Below are 16,164 nucleotides of genomic sequence, written 5' to 3'. Positions count from 1 at the left end.
AGGGGCTGTCGGGACACGTGTCCCGGCAGCCCCTTCGCGTCATGCGGGTGTTCAGCGCCGCCAGGGCAGGTCGCCGTCCTCGTCACGGAAACCCGCGGCAATGAGCCCGCACAGCTCACCGAACCGCGCGGCCTGATCCGGCGTGAGCCGATCGAAGATCCCGCGGCGCACGGCCTCGACATGGCCGGGTGCGGCACGCCGCACCAGCAGGGCACCCTCGTCGGTGAGAACCGCGAACTGGCCCCTGCGGTCGGACGGGCAGGTGTCACGGCGTATCCAGCCGCTCTTCTCCATGCGCGTGACGGCGTGGGAGAGCCGGGAGCGCGTGATGTTGGCGTGTACCGCCAGATCGGTCATCCTCATCCGGCTGCGCGGTGCCTCCGACAGCCGGGCCAGCAGCCCGTAGTACAGGTGCGGGATGCCTGCGTCGCCCTGGAGCTGCCGGTCCAGCGCGTCCTCGAACAGGTCGACGGCCTGACGGTAGGCACGCCAGACCTCCTGCTCCTGCGCGTCGAGCCAGCGGGGCTCCGACGCCGTCATGGTGTCCCCGGTGTCCCCCGCCACCGCCACCGTGCTCACATCGGCCCCCATGTCGTCGTCTCCCTGCCGGTCGCAGCAGTGTAGACAGGCGTGATCTTGAACGTACGAACCCGCCCCGCGCGACGCGGGGCGGGTTCCGTCATGGCCGGTGGACCGTTACGCGGCGAGGACCGCCGCGGCCTTCTGCGCGCCTTCCTCGACGCGCCGCAGCATGTCCGGGCTTATCAGCGCGTCCGGCGTCGCAACCAGGCCCATGACACGCATGAACGTGGCGGTCACCTCACCGTCGACGGTGGCCGCAGCGTGCAGCGCGGCCATGTAGCCGCCGGCCGCCTCCCACTCGGGAGTGCGCTCGCCCTCGACCTCGGGGTAGCCGAGGTCGGCGCTCGCGGAGAGCTGCCAGGGCAGTTCGATGGTCCCGGCGATGTCCGCAAGGAACGCCTTCGGGTCCACCGGGCCGCGGCCCAGGTGCTCGCGCAGCACCAGCGCCTCCAGCGCGGACACGGTCATGCCCTGCCCATACACCGGATTGAAGCTGCACGCGGCGTCGCCCAGGACCACGAAGTTGCCCGGGAAGCGGGACAGCCGCTCGTAGCGCCGGCGCTGGCTGGCCGGGTAGCGGAACACCGTCCCGTCGTCGACAGGCTCGGCGTCGTGGATGACGTCGTGGATGTCGGACACCGGGAGCGTCCGGGTCCACTCCAGGAAGCCCTCCAGATCGGCGGGGGCGCTGTCGCCCAGAACGCCGGTGAGGGAGACCACGACCAGGCCGTCCTCGATCCGTGAGAGGAACGCGCCACGCCGGTGGCTCGGCGAGGAGACGGGGTTGATCGACAGATCGCCGTCCAGCACCGCCTCGTCGCGCAGCCGGAACCTGCGCGTGGTGTAGCTGAGGTCGATGCGGATGCGCTCCTCGTCGGGGCGCTCGTAGCCGAACTCCTCAAGCCACACCGGGGTGCGCGATCCGCGGCCGGTCGCGTCGACGACGAGATCGGCGTCGATTGTCCGCTCTTCGGAGCCCTGCTCCTGCGCGTGGACGCGGACACCGGTGACGTTGTCCCGGCCCTCGTCGGCGACAAGTCCGACGATGTCGTGCCGCTCCAGCAGGGTCACGCCCGGCAGTGCCGCGACCCGCTCGCGGACCCGGCTCTCGAGCACAGGACGCGTGGCGGAGACACAGATCAGACCGGTCGTGCCCGGGCTCAGACGGCGCCCGTTGAAGAACCAGCGCAGCTCGCCCAGGTCCCCGGTGGGAATGCCCGCCTCGACGGCCTCCTGGGTGAACCCGGGGAACAGCTCGTCGAGGATCTGCTGCCCGCGGGCGAGGAGCCCGTGGACGTGACGTCCCTGCCCCACGCCCTTGCGGGCCGTAGTCGTCCCGGTGATCGCGTCGCGCTCTACGACGAGGACCTCGTCGTAGGCGTCGGCGAGGACGCGCGCGGCCAGGAGACCGGCCATGCTGGCACCGAGCACCACCGCGCGCTCGCCCACCCTGTTGGTCATGGACCTTCAACCTCTCTCGCGGATTCGGGGGCCGTCAGGCGGCGTTGCGGGGGCTGTTCTGGTAGGCGGCGAGGAACCAGTGGCCCTCACGCTTGACGACCACCCAGGAGGCGGTGACCGCGCGCTCGGCGCTCGGCTCGCTCTCGCCGGGGGCGAGGATGCCGCCCTGGGTGATCAGGATGCCGGACTCGCTGTTCGCGAAGCGCAAATCGGCGGGGGTTCCGGTGACGCGGGTGCCCTTGAAGGGGCCTTCGAAGGCCTGTGCCATGAAGGCGCGGATGGCCTCGCGGCCCTTCTGGAAGACGCCCGGGATGATCATCGAGCCGTCGGGGGTGAAGACTTCGGCGAAGGCGTCGGCGTCGTGCGCGGCCCAGGCCTCGACGATGCGCTGAGGCAGGGCGGCGATGGCAGCCTTGTCCTCGTCGGTCACGGTGACGGTGTTCTCGATGGTCTGCGTGGTCATGTCTGCTGCTCCTGGAGTAGGGACCGGTGGCTCAGATGTAGAAGGTGTTGGGCTCGAGGCCGCACAGGACCCGGCCGTACAGCTCGATGTTGGTGTTGGGGTTCATCAGTGCGTGCAGGCTGATGGCCTGGATGTCGCGGCTGATCCGCTGGATCGGGACGTCGCGGTAGACCGAGGAGCCGCCCGAGGCCGAGGCGAGGATGTCGACGGCCTCCTTGGCGAGGCGGACGACGGCGCCCATGTCGGCGCGGGCCCGGGCCCGCTCCTCCAGGGTGAACTCCTCGCCGGCGACGCCCTTCGAGTCGACGAGATCGGCGAGACGGTAGGCGTGGAACTCCGCCTGGTCGATCTTGAGGGTGGCCTCGGCGACCTGGTGGTGAGTGATCGGCGCCTCGGCCTGCGTCTCGTACGCGGTGTACGTGAGGGTGCGTCCCGGCAGCCGGTCGAAGAAGACGTCGCGCGCGGCGCGGGCGAGACCGAGGGCGGTGCCGACCGAGGAGGCGGCGGCGACCGGCAGCAGCGGGACGCGGTAGACGGGGCTCGCGGCGTTCAGCTCGGAGGCGTACTGGCCCTGGAGGATCGCCGGGAGGGGGATGACCCGCTCCTGCGGGACGAAGACGTCCTGGGCGACGGTGCTGACGCTGCCCGTCCCGCGCAGGCCCGAGGTGTCCCAGTCGTCGATGATCTGGAGGTCCGACATCGGCACGAGCGCCATGACGGGCAGGTGCTGACCGTCGGGCGTCGGCTGGACGGCGATGATCTCCTGCCAGTGGGCGTGCCGGGCACCGCTGACGAAGCTCCACTTTCCGTTGACGACGATGCCGCCCTCGGCCGGGGCCGCGAACGCCGACGGGCTGAGGGTGCCGCAGATGCGCACGTCGGGGGTGGAGAACACCTCGTCCTGGACGCTGTCGGGGAACAGGCAGGCCATGAAGGTGGGGATCCAGTAGACCGACGTCGTCCAGGCGGTCGCGCCGTCGGCGCGGCCGAGTTCGGCGGCGACCTCGACCAGCGTGCGGGTGTCCGCCTCGTAGCCGCCGTAGCGCTTGGGCACGCGCAGCTTGAACAGGCCCGCGCCGGCCAGTGCCTCGATCGTCTCGTCCTGCAGCCGCCCGTCCTCCTCCGCCTGCGCGGCGTTCTTCTTCAGCAGCGGCGCGAGCTCGCCGGCGCGCTGCACCAGGTCCGTCCGCGTGGGGATGTCGGCGGTGAGCATCGTGGGGTCCTCCCGGGAGGTGACAGAGGTGTCGGTCGTCGAAGCGGGACAGTTTCCGCCTCCGACGCTCACATCGCGGCCGCCTCCGGGACACCTCCCGGATTGCGCAATCGGCCCTTCGGCGCGACTTCGGCACGTCCGCGCGGAGGCGGCCCCGGCTGCCGCACGCAGCAAGAAGCCTCCCGGTGCCGCGGCTGCCACGATGAGGTTCATGACCGATCAGCAGCACGCCGCGGCAGGCCAGGAGGGGGCGTCCCGCACGCGCCCTCTGACGGGCGACGAATACGTGGAGAGCCTGCGGGACGACCGCGAGGTCTACATCTACGGGGACCGCGTCAAGGACGTCACCACACATCCCGCCTTCCGCAACCCGGTGCGGATGACAGCCCGCCTGTACGACGCGCTGCACGACCCGGCTCACCAGAGCGTCCTCACCACCACGACGGACACCGGCAGCGGCGGCTACACCCACCGCTTCTTCACCACGCCGCACAGTGCCGAGGACCTGGTGGCCGACCAGAAGGCCATCGCCGCCTGGTCACGGATGAGCTACGGGTGGATGGGTCGCAGCCCCGACTACAAGGCCGCCTTCCTCGGCACGCTCGGTGCCAATGCCGACTTCTACGCGCCGTTCTCCGACAACGCGCGCCGCTGGTACCGCGAGTCGCAGGAGAAGGTCCTCTACTGGAACCACGCGATCGTGCACCCGCCGGTCGACAGGAGCCTTCCGGCGGACGAGGTCTCCGACGTCTTCGTCCATGTGGAGAAGGAGACGGACGCGGGCCTGGTCGTCAGCGGCGCCAAGGTGGTCGCGACCGGCTCGGCGCTGACCCATCACAACTTCATCGCGCACTACGGACTCCCGGTCAGGAAGAAGGAGTTCGCCCTCGTCGCCACGGTGCCCACGGGCGCGCCCGGCGTGAAGCTGATCTGCCGTCCGTCCTACACCGCGACGTCCGCCGTCATGGGCAGTCCGTTCGACTATCCCCTGTCGTCGCGTCTGGACGAGAACGACACGATCCTGGTCATGGACAAGGTCCTGATCCCGTGGGAGGACGTGTTCGTCTACGGTGACATGGCCAAGATCCAGATGTTCTCGGGCCAGTCCGGGTTCTTGGAGCGCTTCACCTTCCACGGGTGCATCCGCCTCGCGGTGAAGCTGGAGTTCATCGCCGGCGCGCTGGCCAAGGCTCTGGAGATCACCGGCACGCAGGACTTCCGGGGCGTGCAGACCCGGCTCGGTGAGGTCCTCGCCTGGCGGAATCTGTTCTGGGGGCTGTCCGACGCAGCCGCGCGCAATCCGGTGAAGTGGCGCAACGGGGCGGTCCTGCCCAACCCCGAGTACGGGATGGCGTACCGCTGGTTCATGCAGATCGGCTATCCCCGGATCAAGGAGATCATCCAGCAGGACGTCGCGAGCGGCCTGATCTACCTGAACTCCAGCGCGGAGGACTTCAAGAACCCCGCGATCCGCCCCTACCTGGACAAGTACGTGCGGGGGTCGAACGGCATCGAAGCCGTCGAGCGCGTCAAGGTCCTGAAGCTGCTGTGGGACGCGGTCGGCACCGAGTTCGGCGGCCGCCACGAACTGTACGAGCGCAACTACTCGGGGAACCACGAGGCCGTTCGCGCCGAGCTGCTGTTCGCCCAGACGGCGAGCGGGCAGATCGACGACTACAAGGCGTTCGTCGACCAGTGCCTGTCCGAGTACGACCTAGACGGCTGGACGGTCCCCGACCTCGATTCCTTCAAGGATCTGCGTGATGCGCGGAGCGGCCTGCTCGGCGGCTGAGGGCCGGTCGCGCCGTCAGGCGCGGGCCAGCAGGTCGGTCAGGAAGGGCGCGACCACGCCGGCGACCACCTTGCAGTCCAGGACGAGCGTGCCCGGGCAGCCCGCCTCACGCCATTCGCGTACGGCGTCCAGGTCGTCGGCGGAGCGCACGGTGACCGCGGTGGCGCCCAGCCCGCGCGCCACCGCCGCGAAGTCGGTGTCGGCGAAGGACGTCGTCGCCGGATCGGCGCCCTGGGGCAGGTACATGTGCTCCTCGAAGCCGTAGGCCGCGTCGTCGTAGACCACGACGAGAGCCGGCCGCCCCGATCGCACCAGGGTGTCCAACTCGGGAAGGCCCATCAGCGCGCCGCCGTCGCCTGCCGCCGCCACGGTCAGCCGGTCGGGGCGCCCCACGGCGGCGCCGACCGCACCGGCGAGGCCCAGGCCGATGCTCTGGAAGGCAGCGCCGGTGAACACGAAGCCGGCGGGGTCGGGCACGGGCCAGTACATCGCCGGCCAGGCGATGAAGTGCCCGCCGTCCAGCACCACCGTGCGCTCCTCGGGGAGCATGCCGGCCAGGGTCCGGGTCAGGGCGCGCGGGTCGATCCGCTCGGTGCTGGACGCGTCGTCGGAGGCGAGAGCGGCCCATCCGGCGCGCGCCCCGGCCACGGCCGGTGCGCGGTGCTCGCGCCATTCCGACACCGGGAGCGCCCTCTCTTCGACCGCGTCGAGGAGCCGTACCGCGACGGCGTGGGCGTCTCCGCGCACCGTGAGGTCGGCCCGCCGGGCCCAGTTGTCCCCGGCGAGGTCGACCTGGATGACGGCGGCCGCGGGGTCGAGGATCCGGCCGCCGTGCAGGGTGAAGGTGTCAAGGCTCGCCCCGAACACGACGACCACGTCGGCCTCACCCATCAGGGCGGCGGCCGACGGTGCCGCGAATCCGCCGCAGACCCCCAGCGACCAGGGGCTCTCACGGAAGAGCCCGCTCGCCATGACAGTGGTCGCGAACAGCGCCCCGAGACGGTCGCCGAGCTCACCGAGGACTTTTCCGGCTCCCGCGTGCCAGGCCCCGAGGCCGGCGAGGATCAGCGGACGGCGTGCGCCGGCCAGGGCGGCGAGGAGCGGTTCCAGGTCCTGGTCGTCCAGGACCGTCGGGCCGCCCTCCTCGACCGGCGCCCTCGGGGTCTCGCCGTCGGGAGCCGGACGGTTGATCAGGTCGCCGGGCAGGAACAGGGCGACGGGGCAATGACCTTCGCGGGCCGTCCGTACCGCCGCTGCGGTCTCCTCGCGGGCCGTCGCCGGGTCGGTGAGCCGGACGACGCGGACGCCGACGGCGGCCATCAGCGCGCTCTGGTCGATGTCGTGCGGCCTCCGGCCGCTCACCGGCGCGTCGCCGCAGAGCAGGACGAGGCCGCTGCGGTTCTTGGCCGCGTCCGCGAGAGCGGTGACGGTGTTGGTGATGCCGGGCCCGTGGGTCGTGGTGCAGATCGCGACGTCTCCGGTCGCCCGAAAGTAGGCGTCGGCCATCGCCAGGGCACCGCCCTCGTGGCGGGCCGCCGTGTAGTGCACGCCGGCCGCGGTGAGCGCGGCCGTCGCCAGGATGTTCCCGCCGCCCACGACCCCGAAGGCGTGCCGGATCCCGCTGTCGGCGAGGGTCTGCCCGACGGCTTCGGCGAGTGTGGACATGTACGTGACTCCCTGGTTGCGTGAAACAACTTACTGATCACGGAGAGAGCGCCGCGTGAGGCGGCGCTTCACCGTACGGGTCAGGCGAGTTCGAAGATGACCTCTCCGACGGTCATCTCGATCCGGTTGGTGCGCACGAGCTTCCAGCCCCCCTCCTCGAAGACCGACTCCCAGTCGTCGATGGTGGGAAGGAAAGTACCCATCAGGTCGTGACCGAGTTCGAAGCCGAGGGTGAAGACGGGCAGTTCCGTGTCGGGCAGCGCGGTCCGGGTGGCGTCGCCGATCAGCAGACGCCTGGCCGCGGGAAAGACCTCGCGCAGCCGGCGCAGCGTGGCCACACAGTTCTCCCGGGGCCAGAAATCGTGGCCCATCATGAAGCAGGTGAGCAGCTCGATGTCGGCGTACTCGGGACGGGGCTCCAGGCTCAGCACATCGCCCTGCACGAAGTCGGCCCGGTCCGCGAACCCGGCCTCCGCCGCCTCTCTGCGGGCCACGTCTATGGAAGGCTGGGCGATGTCGACGCCGACACCCGTCGTGCCCGGGTGCCTGTCGAGGACCTGCATGAGCCGGGCGCCGCTGCCGCAGCCGAGGTCGGCGACACGGGTGAAGGGGAAGTCGACCCGGTCCACGGCGGCCCAGAAGGTGGGGGCGTAGGTGACCTGGTCGATCTCGCGGCACGCGTAGGCGATGGCCGCGGGATCGCGGTGGCGGTCGCCTCCGGTGCGGTTCTCGGTGCGCAGGACCGAGGGGATCTGCCGGAAGAGTTCGGCGCTGCCGCGGGTGAGCCAGTGGAAGAACGACTTGTTGCGGTACATGTCGTCGAAGGCGTCGAGGGTGTGGACCACCGCGCCGTCGCGGTGCACCAGGCCGACCGCCGAGAGCGCGCGGAACAGGCCGGTGGTCGACTGCGGGTCGAGGCCGTTGCGCTCGGCGAACTCCGTGGTGTCCAGCGTCCTCGCCCGGTGCAGCTCGTCGAGCGCGCCGATCTCCCAGGCGGCGGCAATCGCCCAGGCCGCCACGGCGGAGTTGTAGATGGAGGCAATGCCGCGTGCGTTGCCCTGTGCGATGTCAACCGTCACTGCTCTCAGCACCTCGTCCTCGGGCCGGTTCACGGGTGGGTCACCCTTCGTCCCTCATGCTTCAAGCAGGGGCGGGACAGAGCATCTCTGACGTTGCTCTGCCCCGCGGGACACCTCTTCTGGGACATCGGCGCCGTCGTGTCAGCCCGTCAGCTGCTGTTCCAGGGCGCGCTCCACCGAGGTGAGGGGAAGTCCGCTCAGCCGCTCGGGGTGGCCGGGGGGCGGCCCGTCGGGGGCTGGCTCGTCGATGAGCGGCACCGTCAGCGTCGTCATCCCGAGCCAGACCCAGCCGAAGTCGGACACGGTCCAGTAGGCGGAGCGGAACAGCAGCTTGACCACGCGGAGGGCGGAGGCGGGCCATCGGTCCTCGGCGGCGTACGCGGAGGTCGGTGAGGGGGAGGTCATCACGCGACCGTCACACCCTTCCGCCGGTGCGCGCATCTCGCGTCGTGCGCAGGTCACCGGCCTGCCGCAGCGCCGTCTCCCCCCGCCGTCCCTCCTCCAAGGTCAGGGCGAGCTCCAGTGGGGCCGAGTCGTCTCCTTCGCGGAGGATGGCGGCGGCGCCCGCGAGCTGGTCGGCGATCCGCTCCAGCACGTCGGCCACCGGGCCGGCGTTGTGTGCCAGGAGGTCGCTCCACAGCCACGGGTCGCCGCCCGCCGTGCGGACGGCGTCCCGCAGCCCCTGGTCGGCGAGGCCGAGGAACGCCGAGGAGCTGTCGGCGAACCGGGTGGAGAGGGCGGCCGCGACCAGGTGCGGGCCGTGAGACAGCTCGGCGACGATCCGGTCGTGCACGTGGGGCGCCAGGTACAGGCGGTCCGCCCCGCACAGCCGGATCAGTGCGGCGACCGTCTCCAGGGCCCAGTCGGGCGTGGTCTCGTACGGGCACAGGATCCAGGGCCGGTCGACGAAGCGGTCGGCGTCGGCGGCGTCGGCGGCCGGGCCGGGGGCGTCGGGTCCGGCCAGCGGGTGTCCGGGCACATAGCCCTTGAGGTCGCAGCCGCGCAGCTCTGCCTCGGCGGAGACGATCTCCTTGGTGCCGGCCGTGTCGGTGTAGACGTTTCCTAGCCCCCGGCTCTGGGCGCTGTAGAGGGTGTCGACGACCTCGGACGGCGGAGTGGCGACGACGACGAGGTCGGCGGGCGGGCGTCGCGACGTCCAGGCGGCTCCGGCGCCGAGGGCCACGGCTTCGTCGGTCGCCCGCGGGTCCTGGTCGATCAGGGCGACGTCGACGCCCGCGGTGGTGAGGGCGAGGGCGACGGAGGTGCCGGTGGTGCCGCAGCCGATGACGACGGCGGTGCGCAGGGAGGTGGCGGTCATGGGGGGGCTCCTGGCAGAGGCTGCGGCTGGGGGGGGTTGGTGGGCTCCGGGCCCGCGTGAGCGGGCCGGGTAACGCGGTCGGGGCGCGGCGCTCGGCCGCCGGACGGACGGTCACGGCCGGGTCAGTGCTCGCAGTGGGCGTGGGCGAACTGGCCGGGCGTGCGGCCCTCTCCGGCGGGGCCGCGGTAAGCCTGGGCGATGTCGAGCCAGCGCTCGGCCTCGTCGCCGACGGCGACGACGGCGAGGTCCTCACGGTGGCGGCGCCGGGTGACCAGGAGGCAGAGGTCCTCGGCGGGTCCCGTGATCTTGTTCGCGGCGTCCTCGGGGCCGTACGCCCAGATCTGGCCGTTCGGGGCGGTCACCTCGAAGCGGAAGGGCTCGGCCGGAGGGGTCAGGCCGCGGGACAGGTAGCCGAAGTCCCGGGTGAGGAAGGTGAAGAAGACGAGGTGGCGCAGGCGCTCGGTGGGCTCGCGGCGCACGCCCAGGGCGTCGGCGATGTCCTGGCCGTGGCCGAAGATCTCCATGATTCCGGCGGAGGCGAGAACGGTCGGCGGCAGCGGGTTGACGAGCCAGGGCACGACCTGGCCCTCGGGGACGGCGGCGAGCGCGTCGACGGACGTGCGGCCCAGTGCGCGGAAGCGGCCCAGGAGTTCGGCGGGCGGGAACGGGTTGAACTGCTTCAGGGCGGCGTTGACGGCCCCGTCGAAGTCACGGGCGGCGCCGGCCGCGATCTGGGCGAAGCTCTCGTGGTCGGAGGCCGCGGTGCCGGCCAGGTGGAAGATGAAGGTGAGGTGGGCGATCTGGTCGGCGATGCTCCAGCCGGGGGCGGGTGTAGGGGTGTGCCAGGCCTGCTCGTCCAGTCCCTCGACGAGGCGGGCGGTCTCCTCGATCTCGATGGCGAGGTCCTTCAGCACGTCGTTCAGCGGGGTCATGATCGTTGTCTCCTCAGAGGCGAAGCGGGGGTGTCGGTGTGTGTGGGGGGGGCCGGTCAGCCGGCGGTGGATGTCAGGGGCCGGGTGGGCTCGGCGAAGCGGGCTCCGATGCGGACGGCGGCGGTGAGCGCCGCCCATGAGGCCAGCTCCACGAGCTCCCGGTCTTCGGGGTGGAGAGCGCGGAACTCCTGGAGGTCCGCGTCGGTGATCTGGTGGGGGTTGAGGGCTACGAGAAGCGCGAGCCGGGCCGCGGGCACATGTCCCGCGTCGAGGCTGTCGGTCGCCTCCCCGAGCCAGGCCCGGGTCGGGCCGGGGGCGGTGCCGTCGTGGACGGCGAGTTCGGTGTGCAGGAGGTCGCGTACGGGTTCGGGGACCCAGCGCTCGGCCGCTGCGTCGACGGAGGCGACCGCCCGGGCGAGGGCACCGGCGATGGCCGGGTTGGGCCTCGCCCAGTCGAGTCCGTCCGGCAGCGGCGCCGTGGGGAGCAGGTCGAGCGCCGTTCCGGGTGTCACCGTCGTACCGGCGTCGGGGCGCATGGCGCGGGCGACCATCCGCATCACCGGTCCGCGCCCCTTGGCGGGAGCCGCGTCGGGGACGGGCGAGTCCGGCAGGAAGAGCCGGACCATCCGGTTGAGGTAGTGGAAGGTGACGGCGGTGCCGAGGATCTCGGGGGCGTCGGCCGCGTCGAAGGGACGCTGCTCCTCCCCTTCGGCCGGGCCCAGGGCGTTGCGGTCCGCCCAGCCGGCGAGCGGCTCGTGGGCGTCCGCGCCGGTGAGGGTCGCGAGCTTGGCCTCGTGGACCTCGACGCAGTACGGGCAGTCGTTGGCCCGGGAGATCGCGGTGGCGACCGCCTCCTTGGCAGCCCGGCTCACCCGGCCCTGGGCGAGGAGCGTCTCGCGCAGCAGGAGCCATGAGGCGGCGAGCGCCTCGGGGGACGGCGAGTGCAGTGCCAGCGGCGGGGCGACGACGCCGAACTCGCGCCGGGCCTGGGCGTAGACCTCGGCCACCGGGCCGCGGGCCTCTGCGTGCGGGACGGCCGCGATGTGCCGGATCTGCCGGAGGGAGTCCCTCAGCATGATTCTTACGAGCGGTCGCACCGCCGCCTCCTGGTTCGGCTTCGAGTCGCGTGAAGCAACTCACTGGTCAGGGAAAGTTTTCTGAAGCAACCCACTGGTCGGCGGAAAACCGGTCGGGGGTGTCACACGGTGGCGAGGCTCTTCTGCTTCAGCAGAGGCAGCACGCCCTTGCGTCCGTTCTTGTAGCCCGTGGGCGCCGGGGCGCCGTAGGTGACCGCGATTCCCTTGGCCTGGGCGGCGGCCACGATGTGCGGCACGGCCCGCTCGGCGAGCGCTGCGATGGTCATCGCCGGGTTGACGGTCAGGGCACCGGGGACGGCGGAGCCGTCGGTGACGAAGATGCCGGAGTGGCCGCGCAGTTCGTTGGTGTCGTCGAGCGCCGAGGTCTCCGGGTCGTCACCCATGCGGCAGGAGGCCAGCGGGTGGACGGTGTAGGCGCCGACCAGGTCGTTGGTCCACGGCATCACCTTGGCGAGGCCGTCCTTCTCCAGGATCTCCTTGACGTCGGCGTCGGCCTGGTTCCAGCCGTGCCACGTGTTCTTCGTCGGCTTGTACGACAGGTTGCCGCGGCCGAGCATCTGCTGCGAGATGCGGTGGGAGTTGCCGGTGGCCGGCGGCGGTCCGAAGACGCCCTCGTTGTCGTCCTCCGTCATGCAGAAGATGGTCAGCCAGGACTTCCAGTTCTTGAGGATCTCCTTCTTCTCCTTGCCGAACCAGGTCGGCCCCGTGGCGTCCGGCACCTGGGCGAGGATGGTGCCGAGACCCGGCGGGAAGTAGAGCTGCTCCAGGGAGTAGCGGGCGTACTCCGGCAGGGAGCCGTCGAGCTTGTCCCAGCTCGCCACGGTCGGGCCCTTGCCGATGGCGTTGGCACCGTACGGCAGGTCGCCCTCGCCGCGGCTCAGGCCGAGGATCTCGGCGGCCTTGTCCTCGTTGATGATGGCCGTGTTGAGCCGCTCGCCGTTGCCGGAGAAGTAGCGGCCGACGGCGTGCGGCATCGTGCCGAGGTGGGCCTCGCTGCGCTGGAGGATGACGGGGGTCGCGCCGGCGCCCGCCGCCATCACGACGATCTTGGCCTCGATGACGCCGGATCCGTGCTGGAGACGGTAGTCCTCGTCGTCGACGATGTTGTAGTGGACGCGGTAGTCGCCCTCGGGGGTCCGCGACACGTACTGCACCTCGTGCAGCGGGCGGATCTCCGCGCCGTGGGCGAGCGCGCCGGGCAGGTAGTTGACGGTGAGCGACTGCTTCGCCTCGAAGCGGCAGCCGGCCATCATGAAGTTGCAGTTGACGCACTTGGAGTTGTCAATCGCGGCGGCGAGCGGGTTGGCGGTGCGCCCGGCGTGGTCGCAGGCCGCGGCCCAGAGTCCGCCGGCGTAGGAGGCGTCCTCCCAGCCCTGCTTGCTGACCGAGAGGGATTCCTCAACGCGGTCGTACCACGGGTCGAGGGTCTCGCGGCTGATGGACTTCGGCCACATCCTGCGGCCGATGCTGCCGTTCCGGTCGAAGACGAACTTCGGGGCCCGCGGCATGGCCGCGAAGTACACCACGCTGCCGCCGCCGACGCAGTTGCCGCCCAGCACGCTCATGCCGTCGCCGACGACGAAGTCGAAGATCCGCGTGTAGGAGGAGCCGAGCTTGTAGTCGTGCTCGAACTCGTCGTTCTTCAGCCAGGGCCCCCGCTCCAGAACGGTGACCTTCGCTCCGCCCGCGGCCAGGTGGTAGGCGGCGATGGCTCCGCCGAAGCCGCTCCCGATGACCAGGACGTCGGTCTTCTCGATCGTGTCGCTCATGCTGGGCTCCCGGAGAGGGTGGTGTCGGGGTGGAGGTCGGCGAGCTGCCTGCCGTAACCGAAGTCCTGGAATCGCCACAGTCCGTCGGCGTCCGGCTGCGTGATGCCCATGGCCTCGAGTCCCGGGTGGCCGGCCGCGAGGGCCTCGGCGGTGTGCAGGTGGGCGGCGGAGTCGTAGGCCATGTTGCAGAAGAGGGAGAGCAGGACCCAGAAGTCCTTCTCCTCGTGGCCGGGAGTGGTGAGCTCCACGATGAGCGCGACACGGTCGTCGTAGTCGAGGGCGACGAAGGGCGGCACGTCGGTGTCGAGCGTGAGGCCGGTCTTCTCGGCGTAGGTCCTGGCGTGGCCGTTGACCAGCTTCGCCAGATCCTCAAGGCCGTCGTGGATGCCGGTGGCGTCCCAGCGCAGGAGATCGAGAGCGCCTGCGGTGACGGAGCCGCCACCGGTGCTGACGCCCGCGATCGCCCGGTCCCCAGGCCAGCGCTTCTCGCCCGGGACGATGGTGTCCGCGTAGGCCTCGAGGGTGATCGTCGCTTCGTCCCCGATGTCGACCCTCCGTTCGGGGATTCTCCGTACTGTCTGCAACTCGTTCTCCCGGTCAGGTGGGGGGTGTTCCTGGTGGCGTGAGAAGAAAGCTAGAAGCGTTGAGTCTTTTCAAACAACCAACCCCGGGACCGTTCACCCGAACATGGGTCTCGTCACGCAACTAACCGGAGTCGCGATATCTCCCGGCGAGGGCCTCAGAAACAAACAGGACGTTCACTATGCTCATCCGGGATGAACGATCTCCGCAGTGGGGCGGCCTATTTCCGCGGGGTTCTCAGGGGCAAGCAGAAAACGCCTCGATCTCGCCAGGGGGAAGGGGAGAGGTGGACAGCAACGACAGATCTCTGACGCTGCCGGCCAACTTCACCCACCAGGTGCGGATCGAGGCGCTGCTGCCGGCCGACTCGCCGCGCCTGAACGGCGTGGACGCGGAGCACGTGCGTCGTCTCGCCGACATCTACGGCTCTCTGCCCCCGGTCCTCGTCCACCGCACGACCATGCGCGTGGTCGACGGGATGCACCGCGTCGCCGCCGCCGCCTCGATGGGGCTGTCCTCGGTGGAGGTGCAGTACTTCGACGGCGCCGACGAGGAAGCGTTTCTCCGCTCGGTGACGGCCAACATCACCCACGGTCTTCCGCTGTCGGTCACGGACCGCAAGGCGGCCGCCGAACGCATTCTGCGTGCCCGCCCGGAACTCTCGGACCGATCGGTCGCCTCCTCCACCGGCCTCGACGCGAAGACGGTCGCCTCGATCCGTCCGCGTTCGACCGCGGACTCTCCGCACGCGAACATCCGGATCGGGGCCGACGGCCGGGTCCACCCGCTCGACCGCACGGCCGAGCGGCTCCGTGCCGCAGAACTCATGACCAAGCGCCCCGACCTGCCCCTGCGCGCGATCGTCCAGGAGACCGGCCTGTCCCTCGGGACAGCCCACGACGTGCGCCGACGGCTCCTTCGCGGTGAAGCACCGGTGCCCCAGGGCCGTCGGCCCGCGACCGGCCCGCGCCCTCCGGCGCCGAACGTCCCTGACCCGCCCCTCCCGCTGGCGCCGCCCCCTCGCGCCGGCACGGCCGAGCCCTCCACCACGACCACGCCCTCCGGCTCGAACCGCTCGCGCGGCTCGCTGGAGACCCTGCGACGGCTCGCAGGCGACCCGTCGCTGAGGCACTCGGACTCGGGACGCCAGTTCCTGCGCTGGCTCCACACCCACTTCGTGGTCGACGAGGCCTGGCGCCAGCAGGCCGACGCGATACCCCCGCACTGCACGGACACCGTCGCGGAGCTGGCCCTCCAGTGTTCCCACGCCTGGAAGAGGTTCGCCGACGACCTCGGCCGACGGCGGCTGACCGACTCGACCCCCGCTCCGTTCCCGCAGACGGCCTCCGGATCCAGGCCGGCAGCATGATTCAACGACAGGGAGAAACGGTGACCACCACCCCCATCGAAGCCGCCGTCCTTCGAGTGATCGACGAAATGCATGCGAATCTCGGCCAGGAACTGACCATCGACGACATGGCGCGCACCGCCATGTTCAGCAAGTTCCATTTCACCCGGGTATTCCGGGACGTGATGGGGACGTCGCCCGGACGATTTCTCTCCGCACTACGCCTTCAGGAGGCCAAGCGCCTCCTGATCGAAACCGATTTCAGCGTGGCGGACATCAGCAGCCAGGTGGGATACAGCAGCGTCGGAACCTTCAGTTCCCGATTCAAATCATGTGTGGGCGTATCTCCGAGCATGTTCCGTGAGCTGGATGGATTCACCCCGGAAATCAGCCCGGTGCAGCACCAGGGCCCCCCTGTCGAGGGCACCCGCGGAATCCTGCGCGGTCGGGTGCACCTGCCCGAGAACCGCATGCCCGGCCACTGCTTCGTGGGCCTCTTCCCCACCCCCGTCCCGCAGGGACAGCCGGTGCGCTGTGCCGTCCTGGACGGGCCGGGCTCTTTCGAGTTCCGTGACGTCCCGGCCGGCACCTGGTACGTCCTCGTCCACTCCGTCCCGTACGGGCACGAGCACGTGCCCTCCGGCACCGGCGCCGAGGACATCGTGTCGGTCGGCACCTACGGGCCCGTGACCGCGCACGAGGACACGCTCCTGATGCCGGCCGAGATCACCCTGCGCCCGCTGGACGCCCTGGACCCGCCGATTCTGATGGCCCTGCTCGATCTGCGGGCCGACGCCCTGGACCGTCTTGCCGGCTGATCGTCCGTCATACCGAGAGGGCCGGCCACGGCATTCACCGTGGCC

The 16,164-nt window shown here is 70.8% G+C and carries 15 protein-coding genes; 3 read left to right on the top strand and 12 right to left on the bottom strand.

Features of this window, described 5'->3' with window-relative positions:
* Window positions 1-51: 51 nt before the first annotated feature.
* The 4 genes from AMK27_RS38145 to AMK27_RS38130 all read right to left on the bottom strand — a co-directional run bounded on the left by AMK27_RS38145 (window position 52) and on the right by AMK27_RS38130 (window position 3,719).
* Window positions 52-591: a MarR family winged helix-turn-helix transcriptional regulator gene (locus AMK27_RS38145; protein WP_073918751.1), complete on the bottom strand. Its 540-nt coding sequence runs from the start codon at window positions 589-591 to the stop codon at window positions 52-54.
* A gap of 105 nt (window positions 592-696) precedes the next feature.
* On the bottom strand, window positions 697-2,043 hold the full coding sequence (locus tag AMK27_RS38140) for an FAD-dependent oxidoreductase (RefSeq protein WP_073918748.1): 1,347 nt from the start codon (window positions 2,041-2,043) through the stop codon (window positions 697-699).
* Window positions 2,044-2,077: 34 nt separating this feature from the next.
* Window positions 2,078-2,506, bottom strand: coding sequence for an SgcJ/EcaC family oxidoreductase (locus AMK27_RS38135; RefSeq protein ID WP_073918746.1), 429 nt, complete (start codon window positions 2,504-2,506; stop codon window positions 2,078-2,080).
* A 31-nt stretch (window positions 2,507-2,537) separates the two neighbouring features.
* Window positions 2,538-3,719: an acyl-CoA dehydrogenase family protein gene (locus AMK27_RS38130; protein ID WP_073918744.1), complete on the bottom strand. Its 1,182-nt coding sequence runs from the start codon at window positions 3,717-3,719 to the stop codon at window positions 2,538-2,540.
* Window positions 3,720-3,930: 211 nt separating this feature from the next.
* Here AMK27_RS38130 and AMK27_RS38125 point away from each other — a divergent pair, with 211 nt between their 5' ends.
* Window positions 3,931-5,511, top strand: coding sequence for a 4-hydroxyphenylacetate 3-hydroxylase family protein (locus AMK27_RS38125; RefSeq protein WP_073918742.1), 1,581 nt, complete (start codon window positions 3,931-3,933; stop codon window positions 5,509-5,511).
* Window positions 5,512-5,526: 15 nt separating this feature from the next.
* Here AMK27_RS38125 and AMK27_RS38120 read toward each other — a convergent pair whose 3' ends face one another.
* The 8 genes from AMK27_RS38120 to AMK27_RS38085 form a co-directional block, all read right to left on the bottom strand.
* The gene (locus AMK27_RS38120; RefSeq protein ID WP_073918740.1) at window positions 5,527-7,176 is read right to left on the bottom strand and encodes a thiamine pyrophosphate-binding protein; all 1,650 of its coding nucleotides are present in this window, start codon (window positions 7,174-7,176) and stop codon (window positions 5,527-5,529) included.
* An 80-nt stretch (window positions 7,177-7,256) separates the two neighbouring features.
* A complete protein-coding gene (locus AMK27_RS38115) occupies window positions 7,257-8,255 on the bottom strand; it encodes a class I SAM-dependent methyltransferase (RefSeq protein ID WP_073919005.1) in 999 nt (332 codons plus the stop codon).
* Between the two features lie 141 nt (window positions 8,256-8,396).
* On the bottom strand, window positions 8,397-8,660 hold the full coding sequence (locus AMK27_RS38110; protein WP_073918738.1) for a DUF6059 family protein: 264 nt from the start codon (window positions 8,658-8,660) through the stop codon (window positions 8,397-8,399).
* 10 nt (window positions 8,661-8,670) lie between these two features.
* The gene (locus AMK27_RS38105; protein WP_073918736.1) at window positions 8,671-9,573 is read right to left on the bottom strand and encodes a prephenate dehydrogenase/arogenate dehydrogenase family protein; all 903 of its coding nucleotides are present in this window, start codon (window positions 9,571-9,573) and stop codon (window positions 8,671-8,673) included.
* Between the two features lie 122 nt (window positions 9,574-9,695).
* Entirely contained in the window at window positions 9,696-10,505 is an 810-nt protein-coding gene (locus tag AMK27_RS38100; protein WP_073918734.1) for a TIGR03084 family metal-binding protein, read from the bottom strand.
* Window positions 10,506-10,561: 56 nt separating this feature from the next.
* A complete protein-coding gene (locus AMK27_RS38095) occupies window positions 10,562-11,602 on the bottom strand; it encodes a carboxymuconolactone decarboxylase family protein (protein ID WP_073918732.1) in 1,041 nt (346 codons plus the stop codon).
* Window positions 11,603-11,703: 101 nt separating this feature from the next.
* Window positions 11,704-13,371 (bottom strand): FAD-dependent oxidoreductase, encoded by a 1,668-nt coding sequence (locus AMK27_RS38090; protein ID WP_073918730.1) that lies wholly within the window; start codon window positions 13,369-13,371, stop codon window positions 11,704-11,706.
* Window positions 13,368-13,955 (bottom strand): DUF5987 family protein, encoded by a 588-nt coding sequence (locus AMK27_RS38085; RefSeq protein ID WP_073918728.1) that lies wholly within the window; start codon window positions 13,953-13,955, stop codon window positions 13,368-13,370. The genes AMK27_RS38090 and AMK27_RS38085 overlap by 4 nt, the downstream gene beginning before the upstream one ends.
* Before the next feature lie 284 nt (window positions 13,956-14,239).
* On the opposite strand from AMK27_RS38085, the gene AMK27_RS38080 reads away from it, so the two are divergent.
* Window positions 14,240-15,322: a ParB/RepB/Spo0J family partition protein gene (locus AMK27_RS38080; protein ID WP_241847746.1), complete on the top strand. Its 1,083-nt coding sequence runs from the start codon at window positions 14,240-14,242 to the stop codon at window positions 15,320-15,322.
* A 20-nt stretch (window positions 15,323-15,342) separates the two neighbouring features.
* Window positions 15,343-16,119: a helix-turn-helix domain-containing protein gene (locus tag AMK27_RS38075; RefSeq protein WP_073918726.1), complete on the top strand. Its 777-nt coding sequence runs from the start codon at window positions 15,343-15,345 to the stop codon at window positions 16,117-16,119.
* Window positions 16,120-16,164 lie beyond the last annotated feature (45 nt).

Origin of the sequence: Streptomyces sp. CB02009 (genome assembly GCF_001905825.1) — a bacterium.
Lineage (GTDB): Bacteria > Actinomycetota > Actinomycetes > Streptomycetales > Streptomycetaceae > Streptomyces.
This window is presented reverse-complemented; position numbering and strand designations above follow the sequence as displayed.